A 17,928-nucleotide genomic window follows, 5' to 3' on the forward strand; every position below is an offset into this window, starting at 1 on the left:
GAAGACAACTATATCTACCAAATTTCTTTTTTCCAGAATTGGTGAATAATTACAGCAATTCGTGGCACTTCTAACAAGAGGTGACTTACTTGAGGATGCTATAAGTTGCTGAACTTATTGACGTGCTCTCAGGAATTTAGTCCAAAGTTGATATCACTGTATAATAAGCCCATGATTCAAAGAATACGTAGATTTACCGATTTCCGGCTTAAAACACTGCTTGCAACGCTATTTGCGGTGCTGTGTTTGTTAGAGTTCTTTGATGGCAAGGTTGATGTCTCAGATTTCACTATTCCGGCCTTACTGGTTATAGTCTTCAGTGAGATTTTTTATAATTACATAAAATCCCGTGGTACTCAAAATGTTGAGTATGCCGACGAGTCCACTCAGTTGAGTATCTTTGACAGAGGTAATGTTGGATTTCTAGAATGGGTTAAGATGATTGATAAGAAAGTTCTTTCACGTATGATCTTTAATATCATTATCTTTATTGTCTTTCTAGTCGCTCTTATTTTAGATTTAAGTATCGTAGGTAAGGGAACTAATGATCTAGTCGTAAATATTATTATGGTCGTTTGGGGTGTTGTCTTCTTTGCTTTTTCAATAAAGGAATTAAAGAAGGCCTTTAGTTATTATAATATTTTTATAACCCAAGTGGCCTTCTGTTTAGTAATTAGCTTCTTCTTTCTATTAAAGTAATTTACTCATTGCTTAATACGACAAATTTATACTTTCCAAATCCAGCTGTTGCAGAAGTGTACATAAGCTTCTTGATATAGCTATATTTGATTGTTTTATCTACAACAAGATTTACAACACCAGTGAACTTTTGGGCCTCTGGGGATGATTTTTCGATTTGCTTAATAAGCTCTTTCTTTTTTACGAGCTCATTGTATAGAGGAATAATTCTTCTTCCTGTTTGATCTTGGGAAAGCGAATCTTTCTTAGACTCTAGGACAATTTTATTATCAACCCAGATCGTTGTAGGGGAGACTTGAACGATAATACCAGACGTATTTAGAGAAGATGACTCAGATGTTGGAAGTTCAATTCCTTTTGGAACAGTTAGAACAACTCCTGAAGAGTTATAACTTTTTAAGAGAAAAACAAGTAGGATAACAAGTATATCTAATAGTGAAGTTATATCGAGATCCATAACGGCAGCTTTCTTTCTACCTCTTCCTCTTTGTGAATTTGAACGTGCTCTTCTCATAATTTAACTCTGGATATTTCCAAATACTATATTACTAAATAACTCTTTAATTCTAATGTCCGATCCATCTTTACCTGTAGTCCAGATGTCAGGGTCTGTATTTTTTAGAATTCTTACAGAGTCCATGATCTTAACGAGCTCTTCATATTGCAAATCTACGAGAGGCTCTAGAACGATGTCTTTTTCAGTTGCATTACTCTTTTTAAGTCCAATTAAATATGTTCTCAGAGCAACTAGATCATAATCACCATCACTATTTTTTCCGATACTCTTTCTCACTGAACCAGGAACACCTGTTAGGATTTGAATATTAGAGGCCCTTATCTTTAAGGTTAGGGCCAGAGGTGGCTTTTTATTCTTTGGTGGCTCTTGATTAGAAATAATTGGAACATCACTTTGAATTTCATGAATGTTTAAAAAACTTGCAGACATCAAAAGAAAGAAAATAAATATAAAAACCGCATCTAATATAGGAATTAGATTTGGTTTTTTTACTTCTTTTTTATTTTTTCTTCTACTTGGTGCTCTATACACTGTGACCTCTAAGCAATGAAGGGAAGAGAATTATGAATTCTCTTCTTCTTTTCTTGTTCCTAATAAATCTAAAAGCTTCACTGAAAATTCATCAATCTCATTGATAATTTTCTCTGACTTAGCTGATAAGAATGCATGTAGCATCATTACCGTTATAGCTGCTAGTAGACCTAGGAAAGTCGTGTTCATTGCTTTTGAAATACCAAGGGCAAGTAACTCTTGCTTTTGAGCTGGATCAGCTGAACCAACTGCCGTAAATGTTTCAATTAGACCTTGAATTGTTCCAAGTAGACCAAATAGAGTTGAGATATTTGCAATTAGTTGCAAGTAGTTCAATCTTAGTTCTACTTTTGGGATAACTTCAAGCGCTGTTGCATCGATGGCATTTTGCACTTGTGAAGTACTTTGGTTAGATCTTTTTAATCCACTTTTTAATACTCTCGGTAGTGCAGCAACTGAGCCTGAACAAACTCTAATTGCACCTTGAATATCATTGGATAAGATATATCTTTGAAGCTCATTCATAAATGAAGGACCATCTACATCTAATTTAAAAGATAATTTTGAAAAACGTTCAATAGCAATTGCTACACCAATGGCCCAAATCAGCAGGATAACCCACATAAAGATTCCGCCACTTTGGATAAATTGGGCAATTCCATTCATTCCTGTCGATACTGCTGTTGCTTCCATAGAAACAAAACTCCTTGTTTATTCCAACTAGTTATAATTACATTGTAGTTGAAAAATGCGCTAAGGATTAAATTTCATTTCTTGGGCAAATACTGCCGTAAAGTGTATGAATGCTAGTTATAATGCTCTGGGAAGAGCTCTCTTTCTATGCCTTCAATAAAGTTGTGAATTATTTTTATATGTATTTCTTGAATTCTGTCAGTCAGTTTTGACTCAACAATAATTGATATATCAACTAGGTCTTTAAGCTTTCCACCATCTTTACCAAGAAGACCAATCGTTGTTACGCCTCTTGCTTTGGCTTCATTAACTGCATTGATTACGTTAGCAGAGTTTCCACTCGTTGAGATTGCTAGTAATGAATCACCTTTTTGTCCAAAGGCCTCAACCATTTTTGCAAAAATTTGATCGTAACCAAAATCGTTACCAACACAACTCATATGGCTAGGGTCACTAAATGACATCGCAGCAAGTGCTCTTCTATCTTTTCTATATCTTCCAGTAAGTTCTTCAGCAAAATGCATTGAATCACATAGTGAGCCACCATTTCCACAACTATAAATTCTGCCACCATTATTTAAAGTCGCGATGAAAGTTTTAATCGCACTTTCCATGGCCGCAATATTAGTTTCATTTTCAATAAATCTCTCGAGAGTATTTTTTGCATCTAAGAGAGAATCTTTTATAAATGTAGACATGGAGTGCTCCTAAAAAAAAAGCGGAAGATAACTTCCGCTTATACTTGAGATATAACTTTTGTATTCTATCAAATTAAGATAGTTCTTCCAAAGTCTTTTTAATCTCTTCTTTACCTTGAAGACCAACAAGTGTTTTAGCTGGCTCACCATTTTTAAAGAAGATCATAGTTGGGATACCACGGATACCGTACTTTTGAGCTAGGTCTCCATTCTCATCAACATTAACTTTTAAAATTTTAGCGTTCTCACCGATTTCTCCAGCAACTTCGTCTAGAACTGGTCCAAGTGTTCTACATGGTCCACACCACTCTGCCCAAAAGTCTACTAGAACTGGTTTGTCAGAGTTAATAACATCAGTGTCAAAGCTAGCTTGATCTGTTTTTCCTACGTTACTCATATTCTTTCTCCTGCAAGTTTCTTAAATATTTGAACCTATAGTTCTATCTTATTAGTGAATACTTGTATAGATGTGTTATAATGAAGCATTGAGTCTATGTTGAACAATAGCAAATAATTCCATGTGTTTCTTAAGAAATCAATAGGATACAATAGCTCTATGGATAGAAAATATTTACTAAAATCTTCGATAAAAGTTGCGAGAATATCTCGCTTAGTTGCTAAAGCAATTGATTTGTTTATCGTAATGATTTTATCTGTTTTCTTTTATCCTGTAGGTATAATCTTGGCCCTTGTCTATATTGCTGTCTCAGATAGTCTGCAAAATGGTCAAAGTGTTGGAAAGAAGTTTATGGGCTTCGCCGTTATCTCTCTTGAGGACGGGACTCCTTGTAGTTTAAAGCAGTCAGTCATAAGAAATTTACCTTTTCTCATACCGTTATTTTTTGCGATTATTCCTTTTTGGGGATGGATCTTTGCTATCTTACTAGGAATTCCTCTTACAATTTTAGAAATATATCTTCTTCACAAGCTAGACTCAGGTCATAGGCTAGGAGATGTAATGGCCGATACTTCAGTTATGGCAAATGATGGCACTGCTGAGCAAATTAAAAAAAGAAAGGATAGTTGGTTTGACCCTGATGGCCAAATGACTTAGTTCCTTTTCAACTCTTTAAATTCTAGGTACATTTGACTCTCAAATTTGGGAGTTTTCATGTCAAAAAATAGATTAATCATCGTCGATATCAGTAGTTTTATTTTCAGGGCCTTTTATGCAATTCGAGTCCTTCATTCTCCAGAGGGTGTGCCTGTAAATGCCGTTCACGGTGTTCTATCAATGCTTTTAAAGCTTCTTTCAAAATACCAACCGACTCATATACTTATGGCCAGAGATACAAGTGGTGGTTCATTTCGTAATGAATTATACGATCAGTATAAGGCCAACAGATCAGCGCCTCCGGAAGATCTTATTCCTCAATTCGATTTAATTAAACAACTATTAGATCATATGGGACTACCTAGTAGTACTGTTGACGGTGTTGAGGCCGATGATTTAATTGGTTCTGCTTGCGTTCAGTGGAAAGATGAATTTGATGAAATTCTCATTGCTTCAGGTGATAAAGACTTAATGCAATTTATTGGTGGAAATATAAAAATGCTAGATACGATGAAAGATAAAATCTTTGATCGTGAAGGCGTATTTGAAAAGATGGGTGTTTACCCTGAGCAGATTGTTGATTATCTCTCTATGGTTGGAGATGCTTCAGATAATATTCCTGGAATGAAAGGAATTGGAGCAAAGGGAGCGGCTAAGCTTTTAGAAGAGCATGGATCTTTAGATAAGTGTATTGAACTTAAAGACACTTTCAAAGGTAAAAAGCTAACGAGTGCCTTTAGTGAATATCTTGAAGATGGACTTCTCTCAAAAAGTCTTGTGCAAATAAAAGTAGATGTAGACTTAGGACTTAGTCCACAAGAGAGTCAGTTCTCATTCTATCCTGAGGATTCACTTTTTACATTTCTAAAAGGCCTTGGCTTTAAATCTGCTCTTTTAAAACTTGAAGATATGAAATTTGCTCATCATCAAGCACAGCAAGGTGGTCAGTTTGTAGCAACTGATCCTGAGGTTAAGATAGAAATAGCGCCACTTGATGATAGCGTTATTATTCAGCTTGAAGCTTCTAAAATTGTTGGAATTGATTTCCAATTTTCTAGTAATAATCCACATGATTTAGAGGTGCTTGCCCTGTCAGCATCTATTGAAAATAATAAGGCCTTTCACGTTAAAGGCCCAGATGCGAATGAGTTGGCCATTAAATTATTAAGTAGTTCTCAACTAAATTTGGCAACAGTTGATTATAAGAGCGTTTTATACTTTTCATTCTTAAATGAGTTTGAAATCAATGCAGTCATTTTCGATTCAGTACAGGCCCAATTTGTATGTAACCCAGGTGAGAAGAATACTCTAGAGTATCTAAGTGAGAAATATACTGGCTCTGGGGTTGAAGGTTTTGATAAGAAAATGGCAACAGTTCAAGAAAATGACGATGAAACAATTTCGAAAGTAAGTGCATCGCGCGCTCATGCTCTTTTTAGAATACATAAACTTCAAGAAGAAGAACTATTAGAAAAAGAACTGATGAACTTATATACAGATATTGATAATAGGTTAACTCCAGTTCTTGCAAAGATGGAATATACTGGTGTTCATATTAATGATAACTTTTTTCAAGAATATGAAAAAGAATTACAAATAAAAATCGATGATATTCAACAAAAGATTAATGAATTTAGTGAAAAACCTGTAAATATAAATTCTCCTAAACAAGTTGGTGCTTTCTTATTTGATGAGTTGGGACTGCCTGTAGGGAAGAAGACTAAAACAGGCTATTCTACTGACTCATCAGTCTTAGAAGATCTCGCGTCGAAAAATATAAGTGAAGTGCCTGCTTTAATACTAGAGTACCGTGAAGTTGGAAAGCTTCAGTCAACTTATGTAAAAGCAATTCCTTTATTGAAAAATAGTGTTACGGGTAGAATTCATACTCACTTGAATCAAAATATTGCTGCAACAGGAAGACTTTCTTCCACAGATCCGAACCTTCAAAATATTCCAATACGTTCTGAAAACGGAAGAAGGATAAGAAAAGGTTTTATTGCGGGTCCTGGAAAGCTTCTCTTGGCAGCAGATTATTCTCAGGTAGAACTAAGGCTCTTAGCACATTTTTCAAAAGATAAAACAATGATTGAGGCCTTTAAAAAAGGAATTGATATCCATAAGAGAACAGCTTCAGAGATAATGGGGGTTCCTCTTGAGGATGTTCAGTCATCTGATCGTTCTAAGGCCAAGGCCGTAAACTTCGGCTTAATGTATGGACAATCATCTTTTGGTTTAGCTTCGGCGCTAAAAATCTCTCGAAAAGAGGCCAAAGACTATATAACAAATTACTTTGAAAGATTTTCAAGAGTAAAAGCTTATTTAGATGAATTAAAAGAAGAGTGTGAAAAGACGGGCTACTCAATTACTCTTAAGGGAAGAAAGAGATACCTCGCAGATATTCATTCTACTAATAGAACAATTAAGGCAAATGCTGAGCGTATTGCTATCAATAGTCCTATTCAAGGGACTGCCGCAGATATTATAAAAATTGCGATGATCAATATTCAAGCAATAATGGAAAAAGAAAACTTAAAGTCTAAGATGATTCTTCAAGTTCACGATGAACTTATATTTGAAGTAGTTGAAGAAGAACTAGAACAGATGAAGACGATTCTTAAAGAGGGGATGGAGAATGTCGTTTCTCTAGAAGTTCCGCTTGATGTTGATATGGGAATTGGTGTTAACTGGTACGATCTAAAATAAAAAAAATCCACTACCCAAGGTCTAGAAAGGTAGTGGACTTTATAAAGCTTTCATCTGTATTTATTAAGCAGATGTAAGCTCTTTAAATTGATAGTCTTGGCTTTCTATTTCGGAATTACTCTTTTTCTTTTTTAACAGGCATTCAATCTTTTCAAATATTTTTTTATCATCAAAGTGAGAGTAATTAATAATATCTTCAATTTGATACTTATTTAATTCTTCAATGTCGTCAGATTCAGTTATATATAAAATTTTAGGAATTTTATTATAGCTACTTTCCGAATTAACAATTTTTAACCATTCAAGAGAGCTCATATCCTTAAACTCTTTACCTATAAGAATACAGTGTGGAGAGTCTCTATAAATTAAATTAAGAGCAGCATCTCCATACTCACAAGTTATAGTATTAGCACCAATTCCATTTAGAAAGTCTTTCCATATTCCTAACTCCATTGGAGATTTTGAAACAACGAGTATTTTCTTTCCTGAAATGGCAGTTGAAGAATGATTGATTTTTTCACTTTCGCTAATGATCTTGATTCGCTGATTAATAACTTCGAGATCATTTTCTAGTTTGTACTTTAACTTACAACAAGTTCCAAGATCCTCTATCGAGCTCCATTCAACTGAACCACCAAGCTCTTGAACCATTGATCTAATAACCTGAGTTCCTTGCCCGTGTCCTTCTCCGTCTTGTGAAGTGTAGCCAAAACCTATTCTTTCAAGAACGTCTCTATTCATTCCGGCGCCATTATCTTTGATATTTAACTGAAGATGACTTTCTTTAAGTTTGTACTCTATGAGTATTCGTGTTGCTCCAGCATTTTTGGCATTTTCAATGCAATTACAAAGAATACGATCATTAGAGTAAGAATTTAGATTAACCCATGCATCTGTCTCGATGTCATTTCTATACTCTATTTCAATGTCGTATAGAGAGCTTAGAGATTGTATTTTGAAAAATTCATTTTCTTTAATAGTTAAAATATTTTCTAATGGAAGTTTTCTTTTTACAGTGGAAGACTTCTCTTTTAATAGAGACAAAAGCTTAACACTTTCTTCTATTGAAGATTTTAATCTAATAATATCTTTGTGATCCTTTCCAAGAAGATTAGAAAGATTTCTGTTAATTGCTTTTGAGATAGCTAATTTATTTGCGATGTCGTGAATGATACCTTTTAGGTTTTCCATAGATTACTCTTGTTACAATCGTTGTAGTGCTTGGTCTTCATGACCAGTAATTTAGAGATAGTTTATACAATTGAAGTGGATGTTTAACTTAATTTAATATAAATTAATTTTGTGGAAGAGGCTTCCAAACTTAAGCTTATTTACATTTGTTTGCGTCAGAAAAACGGAATCGCCGACAGATCGATAAGAACGTTGTCTAGAATGTTGGAGCAAATTTCTAAATTTCTATTTTGAATCCCGATCTATTAAGTACCTCTTAGGCCTAAGAAAAATATATTTTTAAAAAATGACCTCGAAAAAAGCTAGAATTAGTGGGGTTTTACGGCCTTTGTCATAAATCTTGCGTTGCGTTTTTGTATGTGTTTACAACGCTTTAAGTGACTAAGTGTTAGTCTCACTAAAATATTTGAAATAATTTTGACGATACACCCTTGACAGTGGTTCAATCGCTATTATTTTTGACTAGTAAATTTAATAAAAACAAATAATTAAAGATATGAACCTTAAGGAGGAACTATGCAAGTAAGACCACTACAAGACAGAGTGTTAGTGAAAAGACTAGGTGAAGAAACTAAGACTGCTGGTGGAATTATTATTCCAGACAACCATGCTGAAAAGCCAATTCAAGGTGAAGTTATTTCTGTTGGTCCAGGTTATAGAAACCAAGATGGATCTTTTAGAGCACTTGAAGTTAAGGCCGGAGATAAAGTTCTTTTCGGAAAGTATGCTGGAACAGATGTAAAAGTAGAAGGAAACGACTTTCTTATAATGAAAGAAGATGACCTACTTGGTGTTTTACAATAATTAAAATTTAACTTTTAGGAGAATATATCATGGCAAAAGAATTAAAATATAGCGAAGACGCAAGAACACTAATCCTTAATGGAGTTAATACTTTAGCAAACGCTGTTAAAGTTACTCTAGGGCCAAAAGGTCGTAACGTAATCATTCAAAAGTCATTTGGTGCTCCTCATATTACTAAAGATGGTGTTTCTGTAGCAAAAGAAATTGAGCTAGAGAACAACTTTGAAAATATGGGCGCGCAAATGGTTAAAGAAGTTGCTCAAAAAACTAACGAAGATGCAGGGGATGGTACGACTACTGCAACAGTTCTAGCTCAGGCCATTTACAGAGAAGGGATCAAGTTAGTTACTGCTGGTCATAATCCAATGGACCTTAAAAGAGGTGTTGATATTGCAGTTGAGAAAATTATTACTAAGCTAAAAGAAATGTCTAAGGAAGTTAAGTCTTCTGAAGAGATCGCTCAAGTTGGTACTATCTCTGCAAATAACGATACAGAAATTGGAACTCTAATTTCTGAAGCGATGGCAAAAGTTGGAAACAATGGTGTTATCACTATTGAAGAGTCTAAGACTGCTGAGACTACACTTGATGTAGTTGAAGGTATGCAATTTGATAGAGGTTATCTATCTCCATACTTCGTAACTAATCCAGAGAAAATGGAAGTTAACTTTGATTCTCCATTAATTCTTATCACTGACAAGAAAATTGCAAGCATGAAAGAACTTGTTCCAGTACTTGAAAAAGTTGTTCAAGCTTCTAGACCGCTTCTTATTATTGCTGAAGATGTTGAAGGTGAAGCTTTAACAACTTTAGTTGTTAATAAGCTAAGAGGAACACTTAATGTTTGTGCTGTTAAAGCTCCTGGATTTGGTGATAGAAGAAAAGAAATGTTAAAAGATATTGCAACACTTACTGGTGGAACAGTTATTTCTGAAGAATTAGGAATGACTCTTGAAACTGCTGACGTTGCTCACCTAGGATCTGCTAAGAAAATCACTATTGATAAAGAAAATGCAACTATCGTTGATGGTTCTGGTGATAAAGATGCTGTTGATGCAAGAGTTGCAACTATTCAAAAACAAATTGAAGAAACTTCTTCTGACTATGACAAAGAAAAACTACAAGAAAGACTTGCAAAGCTTTCAGGTGGAGTTGCTGTAATTAATGTTGGAGCACCAACTGAGTCAGAAATGAAAGAAAAGAAAGACAGAGTTGAAGATGCATTAAATGCAACGAGAGCTGCTGTTGAAGAAGGAATTGTTGTTGGTGGTGGAGCTGCTTTAGTTCATGCTGCAACTGTTCTTGAAGGTCTTGAAGGATCAAATGCTGAAGAAACTTTTGGTATTAAGATTGTTAAGAGATCTGTTGAAGAGCCATTAAGACAAATTGCGATCAATGCAGGACTTGAAGGTTCAGTAGTGGTTAATGATGTTAGAACTAAAGGTGATGTTACTTACGGTTATAATGCAAGACTTGACAAGTACGAAGACCTTGTTGCTGCTGGAATTATTGATCCAACAAAGGTAACTAGATCTGCACTTCAAAATGCAGCTTCTGTTTCGGGACTAATGCTTACAACAGAAACAATGATTGCTGATCTTCCTAAAGATGATGCCGCTCCTGCTGGAATGCCAGGTGGAATGGGTGGAATGGGCGGAATGCCAGGAATGATGTAATTCATTACTAAATTTTATCTAAATAAGGGGCCACTTCTGTGGCCCTTTTTTTCGGAGAGATGTGATTTGTGAAACTGGTTAATTCGACAATAGAAGATCTTGAAGATATTTATAAAGTAGTAAGTTTAGATAATAAGTATTTTGATGAAGAGTTCCCAAGTTTTCTTCAAAACTTCAAAAGAATAGAGAAGAAATATAATTGTTCGTATTCGCATATTGAAGACAATGGAGAACTTGTTTGTTGCATCAGGTTTATGGATCATCCTTTTGCAAGTAACTCTACAAAAATAATTAATATTTGGGCAAGAGCTGACTATCGGAATGTGGCGACACTTAAGAAACTCTACGATTTTAGTATATCGAATTTTCCACAAAAAGAATTATCAGCAGCTGTTTACGAAGATGAAAAATGGAAGTTGGACTTTTATAAGTCTTTATCAATGCAAGAAGAGTCTAGGTTATGGCGTTCTTATATGAACCCTCAGCTTTATAAGAAAGTTGAACTAGATAATGACTTGATTCGATTTGAATCATTTGAGAAATTTCTTTGTTGTGATGAGAATTTTATAAAGTTTTACCACTTAGATCGAGAGCTCGTAAAATTGATTCCTGCTGAGTTTCCAATGGAAGAACTTAGTTATGATCACTTTAGAGAGATAATTGATAACTCGAAGTTAGATAGTTCTCTAAGCTTTGTCGCATACTATAATGATGAATTGGCCGGAATGTGTACAGTTGCGTTGGATGCTTCTAAGGCCTCAGTTATGCTCACCGGAGTAAGAAAGAAGTTTCACGGGCTAGGGATAGGTTTTGCTTTAAAGCAAGAAGCAACTTTAGCATGTAAAGATAGAGGTATTGAATATATCTCTACGATGAATGATGCTTCAAATCTTCCAATGCTTGCTCTAAATAAAAAATTTAGCTTCACAAAAGAAATCACGAAGGTGGTTCTGAAGAAAGTAATTGCTTAAGTTGTTGAAAAGATAGACTTTTTATAAAGTGACTAATATCTCCAAATACATTAAAATAAGCCAGAATATTTTTAAAGGTGATAATAGAAATGGAAGATAATAATCAAGATGTTGTAATCGATCCTTCGGTTGAAAAGTTAAACAAAATTAAAAAAGAAATCCTTTCGTGGATTTATATTATTGTTAGTGTCTTTGCTTTTAAGTCTACATTCTTTGAGCCAAATCATATTCCTTCCGGATCACTTCTACCTACCAATGCGATTGGTGACTTTATTTTAGTTAACAAAATGTCTTATGGTTTAAAGGTTCCTTACTCTGATTTATTTGGTGACCCTTGGTATATTACAACGCCAAGCCATCCAGAAAGAGGGGAAATTATAGTTTTTAGATATCCAAAAGATAGAAATATACTCTTTGTAAAAAGAGTGATTGGTGTACCAGGTGATGAGATTGAAGTTTATAATAACAAAGTCTATCTTAATGGTAAGCTAGTTGAAACAAGAGCTGTTGATAAGAGTAAGTATATTGACCTCTTCGATGATAAGTTTGATAAGAAAAATATCGAGTTTGAAGAAGTTACTTTAGGTGAGAAGAAATTTGTTACCGCTGTTAACAATTCTATGCCGTATCATTTAAATATTGAAAAAGTTACAGTTCCTAAAGATAGCTTCTTCGTAATGGGTGATAATAGAGATTACTCAAGTGACTCTAGGTATTGGGGATTTGTTCCATTTGGACACGTTCGCGGTAGAGCAATGTTTGTTTGGTTCAGTATGGTTTATCCATGGTCACAGGAAAAGTTTCACTTTAGACCATGGAGAATAGGAACGACTCTTTAGTTTCTTGTTCTACGTTCGAGCTCAGCAATGAGCTCGGAAGTTTCTATACTTCTAAGTAAGTCTTCTTTGTCTTTCTCTAGATAAACTTCACTTTTTCTATTTCCGGCCTTGTAGAGTAGTGACATATATTGTTTTCTCTCAAGTGCATAGCCTCCTAATTTAGGGTAGAGGTCTTCATGGGTCATTTGAAGCTTAGTAAGCATATCATTTGGGTCCATTCCTGCTCTTGAGCTATACATAAAGAACATGGCCTGAGGGAGTACGAAGTATTCTTTTAATTCATTTTTCATAACCAATTTATAGGAAATTATTATCTAAGTGGAAAGGAAGAATTGGCCTTATTACAAAATAGTTGATTAAATTGGCCCGCATATTAAGATTGTAGAAATAAAATAACAATATTTAGTGAAACTAGTGAGAATCTAGTGCTGTCCGGCAACGGTGATGACATAAGTCTAAGTCCGATCCTACATATTGTTCTAATCTATCCCTGGGAGGAATCATGTCAAAAAGAATTGTAGTGTTTGCACTAATGAGCAGTTTTTCAGTCTTTGGTAAACAGTCAGTTACAGTAACAGCAGAAAAAATTGAAAGATCTTATGATGAGACAACTAGTAATGTTCAAGTCATTGATCTCGAAGAAATTGAGAAATCTCAAACTACAAATTTAGCAGACTTAATAGAGAAGAAAAGTGGACTCTTTGTAAATTCAAATGGGAGTTACGGGAAGTCTACGTCACTTTTTCTTCGCGGTGCAGACTCAAGCTTTACTTTAATTGTTATTGATGGAGTTGAATACAATGACAAGAGCTCTGTTGGTGGTGGATCAGTTCTAGATCATATTGACCTATCAAATGTAGAGAAAGTTGAAATTTTAAAAGGTTCTCAAAGTGTTCTCTACGGCTCAGATGCAATGGCCGGTGTGATTAATATAACGACGAAAAATCCTAAAGGAACAAAAGAGGCCTTAGGTTCAGTAAGTTACGGAAGTTTTAAAAATAAAAGAGCAAGCTTTAGCGCAAGAAACTCTGGGAAGCGAGTGGACTACTCTATGGGTCTGAGTTTTCAAGATGTAGAAGGAATTTCATCTTATAATGAAGATAGAGTTATTATGGCCGAAAAGGATGGTTATAATAACTTAACTGCCTCATTTAAGGCGACAACATCGATATCAACCAAAGATGAGCTTTCTCTTAGCATTCGATCCGTTAAGGCTGAAAGTGATTTTGATGCGTCGACGGCCGATAAACTTGATTATGTGGGTAGAGATGCACAAACCATTTCAAGTCTTTTTTACAAGTATAAGGCAACGAAAGTGTGGGAGCCCAAACTTAAAGTCTCTCATAATAAGTCTGATAGACTTTCGAATTCATTTTCTTTATCACGATTAGTTTCTAAGGTTAATAAGGTTGAGTTGGAGAACCCTTTTGTTCTCAGTAAGGCACTAACATTGTTAAATGGCTTTGAGTACGAGAAGACTAAAGCAAGCATTGGTACAATTGATAATAAGAAAAACTTTGAGTCAGTAGCAGGCTATCTAGATGCTCATGGTAAGTTCCAGAAGCTTAGTTTACATGGTGGTGTGCGCTGGACAAATGAAAGTACTTATTCTTATAGAGTTGTCTGGAAAATTGGAGCTTCATATCCAGTATTTAAGAAAACGGATTTAAAGATAAATGCTTCAACAGGTTTTAAGTCTCCAAGTTTATATCAGCTATATAGTAATTTCGGTAATACCGCTCTAAGTCCTACTCAAAGTGAGAGTTTTGATCTTTCTATCACACAATTTATTCTTTCTTCAAAATTTGAGCTGACTTACTTTAATGACAATTACGATAATATTATTGATTTTGATTCAGTTTCTAATAGGTATGAAAATATATCTAAAGCAGACATAGAGGGATTTGAATTAAACTACTTTGGTGAAAGCCGCTCTTTTGATTGGAAAGTAGGAACAACTCTATTAAGTGCAATAAATAACTCGACTGGAAAAGAAGGTCAGTACCTTCCACGAAGACCAAGGCAAAAATATAATGCAAGTTTAGGTTGGAATGGATTTGAAAAGTTTAATAGTATTGTTGATTTCTCTTATGTTGGAGAAAGAGAAAATAGTGACTTTGATACTATTGTTCTGTCGTCATACTTTCTGGTAGATCTGAGATTTTCTTATGAACTTGGAGTTGATGATAAAGTATTGTTTAAAGTAGGAAATCTCTTTGATAGAAAGTACGAGCAAGTTTATGGCTATGGAACACCTGGTATTAACTTCAATTTAACCTGGAAATTTAATATTTGAATTTACGTATAGTTTTGATTTCATCTTTTATCTCGTTAGTAGGACATAGTTTTATCTTTGTTCGCTCATCTGTTGAAAGTTCGTCAGTTTTGACGAGCTTTTCCTCAAAGAAATCTAGTGTGAAAGTCTCCTTTAGAGAAATAAAAAAAAAGAAGAAAATATTAAAGCCTATGAAGAAAAAGAGTATCTCTAAAGAGAATACTAAGAAATCTGTTCCTTTAAAGAATTTAGAAGTTGAACAGGCAAGTGTAGAGGCAAAGGTTTTAAATAAGATTATTCCAAAATATCCGCGTAAATCCAGAGTGTTTCGAGAAGAAGGAGTGGTCTTGTTGAAAGTCATTGTTGGCAATGATGGACGAGCGATTCGATCTGAACTGCTAAGCTCTAGTGGTTATGAACGTTTAGATGAAGCTGCACGAGAAGCGGCACTTGCCAGCGAGTATGAAAGAGTGACTAATAATGACTCTATTAATAGTCATATAGAATTAGAGTTCAAATTTGAACTCACTGAGTAATTAGGTATACTGAATTATGATTAAAATTCTTGGAATATTTTTCTTTCTTTTTTCTAGTGCTACCTTTTCCTACGAACGAGTAGTCTCTACTGTTCCTAGCATAACAGAAATACTTATTAGTTTAGGATTAGAGGAGAAAGTGATCGGAGTGAGTAGGTATTGCTTTTTTGATAATGATGTCTGTAAGAAAAATAAAATAGGAACGTCAATTGATCTTAACTATGAAAAGATCTTAACTCTTAGACCTGACTTAGTTCTTTTGAGTGCGAGTACAAAGACAAGCTCAATTTCAAGCTTTAGCAATATGAAAATTAAAGTAGTTTCTATAAAGCACGAAAGACTTGAAGATATATTTGAAGCAATTAATATACTGGCCAAAGAGTTTAAGGTTCAAAGTAGGGGAAAGGAATTGATTCAAAAAATGAATTCTGATCTTGAGAGAGTGGAACCGCTAAAAGGCAAAATTAAAATTCTACTTGTTATTGGAGCTTCCATAAAAGGAGGCGAGGTTCTAAGTGCTCATGTTGCTGGTAGTGATAATTTCTATAATGATATCTTTGTAAAAATGGGGATTACGAATATTTTTGAAAATTCTAATATAGCTTATCCTCAATTAGATAGAGAGAGACTTCTTATGAATGAGGTCGATTATGTTGTTGAGATTTTTGATAAAGTGACTCCAGCAAAGTTGCAAAGTTCTAAAGAAGCTTGGGAGAAAATGTTTAAAAAAATGAAGACACCTACTCGTTATATTTCTCTTGTAGGAGATTACCTCTTTATTCCTGGTCCTAGAGTAGGAAGAATTGCAAAAGAACTCTTTAACCAAATGGGATTAGTAAATGTTAAAGGTAAATAACTTATCTCTTTCTTTAGGTAACAATACTATCTTAGAGAATGTTTCTTTTGATCTGAAAGAGAATGAGTTCTTAACGATCCTAGGGCCTAATGGTTCAGGAAAATCAACACTCATAAAATCTCTCTGTGGCATTTATAGAAACTTTAGTGGAGAAGCTAGGATACTTGATAGATCAATTATTGATATTTCTCAAAAAGAATTGGCCACCTCTGTATCCTATGTTCCTCAGTTTCTCGAAATTCATGCTGACTATAGTGTTTGGGACTTTATGGAAATGAGTTACTTTCCTCATCTTGATAATTTTAGAGGACTTGTTCCCGAAGAAATAGATAGGGCCCATGAAATATTAGAGAGATTTAACTTAGTTCATCTCAAAAGTCGATCTATGACTACATTAAGTGGAGGAGAGAGGCAGAAAGTTTTTATTGCTAGTTCTATTTTTCAGAATCCTCGATTACTACTTCTTGATGAACCAACAAGCTACTTAGATCCAAAGCACCAGGATGAAGTTAATGAAATAATCTTTTCTTTAAAAGAGGAGATGGCAGTCATTATGGTCTCCCATGATATAAATACTTCACTCCTAAATAGCTCTAGAGTTATGGGAATGAAAAACGGGTCTGTTCTTTTTGACTCATCTCCTAAAGAAATGATTAGTAATCAACTTTTAGATAAATTATTTGATAAAGAGTTTTCATTAACTATCCATCCGCAAAAGAATATTCAGTTTGTAGTTCCAAGGGTATTTGATGAAAATTAAATTACTAATCTTAAGCCTCGTTACAATGCTTGTATTTATTCTCTCTATAGCAATAGGCCCTGGGGAGATTCAGTTTGGAACGCAAATGTTTAATGAAGTCATTCTAAATATTCGACTTCCTCGGGTTTTTACGGCCTTCATGGTTGGAGGTATTCTCTCTTTAAGTGGGCTTTTATTTCAAGCTATGTTTAGAAACTCTCTTGCTACACCATATACTTTAGGTGTTGCTAGTGGAGCATCTTTAGGAGCGGCCTTCTATCTCGTTCTTGGACTGAGTTACACTTATACATTTTTTAACGGTGTAACTTTATTTAGTTTTTTGGGAGCTCTTAGCTGTGTAGCTTTTGTATATGGGCTTGCAAGAACAAGAGGCAGGGTCGAGACGCATACGCTCTTATTAAGTGGAATTGTTATCTCAATGCTTTGTTCTAGTCTTATACTCTTTATACAGTTTCTAGGTCATGAAAGGGATGCTCTATTGATGGTTCGTTGGCTAATGGGAGGGCTCGATGTTGTTGGTTATAGTGCTCCAATAAGACTTGCACCATTTGCAGTGGCAGCTTTGATTTTTTCTATAACTAAGGCCTCTCAATTGAATATTCTCTTTTTAGGGGATGATCTGGCCATCTCTAGAGGAGTTGATGTTACGAAGCTTAGAAGATCTTTGTACTTTCTAAACTCACTCATTATTGCTGCAGTTGTGGCCGAATGTGGGCCAATTGGCTTCATTGGTTTAGTCGGTCCTCATATTTCTAAGAAGATTTTTTCATCTAAGCATCAGGAGTTAATTCCGAGTACTTTCGTTTTGGGTGGATGTCTCTTAATGTTGTGTGACTTAATTGCTCGCAATATTATGAGTGAAACGCAATTACCTGTCGGAGTAATGACCGCGCTTTTAGGTGGGCCATTCTTCCTGTATCTACTTTTGGTTCGAAAGAAATAGTAGACAATTTTCATTGTAAGAAATGGTTAAGAGTCAAAATTTTGTCTTAACCTGGTTGTTTTTGACACCTCTTTTTCTTAGTTATCTCAACTATTTAAATTAGATTTATGTACTTAACCTTAATACACTCCTTGCAAGTTTCTGGTATTTGGTTTGGCCAGAGAATGTAAGTTTGATAA

19 protein-coding genes and 1 riboswitch are annotated in these 17,928 nt (G+C 34.7%); of the genes, 12 read left to right on the forward strand and 7 right to left on the reverse strand.

Features of this window, described 5'->3' with window-relative positions; translation table 11 throughout:
- The first annotated feature begins 171 nt into the window (after positions 1 to 171).
- Positions 172 to 699 (forward strand): hypothetical protein, encoded by a 528-nt coding sequence (locus DPQ89_RS14430; protein ID WP_127717739.1) that lies wholly within the window; start codon positions 172 to 174, stop codon positions 697 to 699.
- 1 nt (position 700) lies between these two features.
- Here DPQ89_RS14430 and DPQ89_RS14435 read toward each other — a convergent pair whose 3' ends face one another.
- From DPQ89_RS14435 to trxA, 5 genes are all read right to left on the reverse strand, one after another.
- A complete protein-coding gene (locus DPQ89_RS14435) occupies positions 701 to 1,213 on the reverse strand; it encodes a biopolymer transporter ExbD (protein ID WP_127717740.1) in 513 nt (170 codons plus the stop codon).
- Between the two features lie 3 nt (positions 1,214 to 1,216).
- The gene (locus DPQ89_RS14440; protein ID WP_127717741.1) at positions 1,217 to 1,747 is read right to left on the reverse strand and encodes a biopolymer transporter ExbD; all 531 of its coding nucleotides are present in this window, start codon (positions 1,745 to 1,747) and stop codon (positions 1,217 to 1,219) included.
- A gap of 30 nt (positions 1,748 to 1,777) precedes the next feature.
- Positions 1,778 to 2,440 carry a MotA/TolQ/ExbB proton channel family protein gene (locus DPQ89_RS14445; protein ID WP_127717742.1) on the reverse strand — a complete coding sequence of 221 codons (663 nt, stop codon included), beginning with the start codon at positions 2,438 to 2,440 and terminating at the stop codon, positions 1,778 to 1,780.
- Positions 2,441 to 2,553: 113 nt separating this feature from the next.
- Positions 2,554 to 3,138, reverse strand: a complete 585-nt coding sequence (gene gmhA, locus DPQ89_RS14450) for a D-sedoheptulose 7-phosphate isomerase (RefSeq protein ID WP_127717743.1) — start codon at positions 3,136 to 3,138, stop codon at positions 2,554 to 2,556.
- Positions 3,139 to 3,211: 73 nt separating this feature from the next.
- Complete coding sequence (trxA, locus tag DPQ89_RS14455) at positions 3,212 to 3,535, reverse strand: thioredoxin (RefSeq protein WP_127717744.1); 324 nt, start codon at positions 3,533 to 3,535, stop codon at positions 3,212 to 3,214.
- Between the two features lie 159 nt (positions 3,536 to 3,694).
- Between trxA and DPQ89_RS14460 the strand changes: the two genes are divergently transcribed.
- Entirely contained in the window at positions 3,695 to 4,192 is a 498-nt protein-coding gene (locus DPQ89_RS14460) for an RDD family protein (RefSeq protein WP_127717745.1), read from the forward strand.
- A gap of 57 nt (positions 4,193 to 4,249) precedes the next feature.
- Complete coding sequence (polA, locus tag DPQ89_RS14465) at positions 4,250 to 6,898, forward strand: DNA polymerase I (protein ID WP_127717746.1); 2,649 nt, start codon at positions 4,250 to 4,252, stop codon at positions 6,896 to 6,898.
- A 63-nt stretch (positions 6,899 to 6,961) separates the two neighbouring features.
- Here polA and DPQ89_RS14470 read toward each other — a convergent pair whose 3' ends face one another.
- Positions 6,962 to 8,089 carry an ATP-binding protein gene (locus DPQ89_RS14470; RefSeq protein ID WP_127717747.1) on the reverse strand — a complete coding sequence of 376 codons (1,128 nt, stop codon included), beginning with the start codon at positions 8,087 to 8,089 and terminating at the stop codon, positions 6,962 to 6,964.
- A 516-nt stretch (positions 8,090 to 8,605) separates the two neighbouring features.
- On the opposite strand from DPQ89_RS14470, the gene DPQ89_RS14475 reads away from it, so the two are divergent.
- The 4 genes from DPQ89_RS14475 (at position 8,606) to lepB (ending at position 12,379) form a co-directional block, all read left to right on the forward strand.
- Entirely contained in the window at positions 8,606 to 8,893 is a 288-nt protein-coding gene (locus tag DPQ89_RS14475) for a co-chaperone GroES (RefSeq protein ID WP_127717748.1), read from the forward strand.
- Between the two features lie 29 nt (positions 8,894 to 8,922).
- Entirely contained in the window at positions 8,923 to 10,569 is a 1,647-nt protein-coding gene (gene groL / locus DPQ89_RS14480) for a chaperonin GroEL (RefSeq protein WP_127717749.1), read from the forward strand.
- 68 nt (positions 10,570 to 10,637) lie between these two features.
- Positions 10,638 to 11,540, forward strand: coding sequence for a GNAT family N-acetyltransferase (locus DPQ89_RS14485; protein ID WP_127717750.1), 903 nt, complete (start codon positions 10,638 to 10,640; stop codon positions 11,538 to 11,540).
- A gap of 89 nt (positions 11,541 to 11,629) precedes the next feature.
- Positions 11,630 to 12,379 carry a signal peptidase I gene (gene lepB, locus DPQ89_RS14490; RefSeq protein WP_127717751.1) on the forward strand — a complete coding sequence of 250 codons (750 nt, stop codon included), beginning with the start codon at positions 11,630 to 11,632 and terminating at the stop codon, positions 12,377 to 12,379.
- Here lepB and DPQ89_RS14495 read toward each other — a convergent pair.
- Positions 12,376 to 12,669 carry a hypothetical protein gene (locus DPQ89_RS14495; protein WP_127717752.1) on the reverse strand — a complete coding sequence of 98 codons (294 nt, stop codon included), beginning with the start codon at positions 12,667 to 12,669 and terminating at the stop codon, positions 12,376 to 12,378. The genes lepB and DPQ89_RS14495 overlap by 4 nt on opposite strands.
- Positions 12,670 to 12,744: 75 nt before the next feature.
- Positions 12,745 to 12,866, forward strand: a riboswitch (cobalamin riboswitch).
- Between the two features lie 15 nt (positions 12,867 to 12,881).
- On the opposite strand from DPQ89_RS14495, the gene DPQ89_RS14500 reads away from it, so the two are divergent.
- From DPQ89_RS14500 to DPQ89_RS14520, 5 genes are read left to right on the forward strand one after another with little or no spacing between them, the layout of a single operon-like run.
- Positions 12,882 to 14,675, forward strand: coding sequence for a TonB-dependent siderophore receptor (locus tag DPQ89_RS14500; protein WP_127717753.1), 1,794 nt, complete (start codon positions 12,882 to 12,884; stop codon positions 14,673 to 14,675).
- Positions 14,672 to 15,190: an energy transducer TonB gene (locus tag DPQ89_RS14505; RefSeq protein WP_127717754.1), complete on the forward strand. Its 519-nt coding sequence runs from the start codon at positions 14,672 to 14,674 to the stop codon at positions 15,188 to 15,190. Before DPQ89_RS14500 ends, DPQ89_RS14505 begins: the two co-directional genes overlap by 4 nt.
- 16 nt (positions 15,191 to 15,206) lie before the next feature.
- The gene (locus DPQ89_RS14510; protein WP_127717755.1) at positions 15,207 to 16,046 is read left to right on the forward strand and encodes an ABC transporter substrate-binding protein; all 840 of its coding nucleotides are present in this window, start codon (positions 15,207 to 15,209) and stop codon (positions 16,044 to 16,046) included.
- Positions 16,030 to 16,806, forward strand: a complete 777-nt coding sequence (locus tag DPQ89_RS14515; protein ID WP_127717756.1) for an ABC transporter ATP-binding protein — start codon at positions 16,030 to 16,032, stop codon at positions 16,804 to 16,806. The genes DPQ89_RS14510 and DPQ89_RS14515 overlap by 17 nt, the downstream gene beginning before the upstream one ends.
- Positions 16,796 to 17,749, forward strand: coding sequence for an iron ABC transporter permease (locus tag DPQ89_RS14520; RefSeq protein WP_127717757.1), 954 nt, complete (start codon positions 16,796 to 16,798; stop codon positions 17,747 to 17,749). Before DPQ89_RS14515 ends, DPQ89_RS14520 begins: the two co-directional genes overlap by 11 nt.
- The last annotated feature ends 179 nt before the right edge of the window (positions 17,750 to 17,928 follow it).

The sequence above is a fragment of the Halobacteriovorax sp. HLS genome (genome assembly GCF_004006665.1).
Lineage (GTDB): Bacteria > Bdellovibrionota > Bacteriovoracia > Bacteriovoracales > Bacteriovoracaceae > Halobacteriovorax.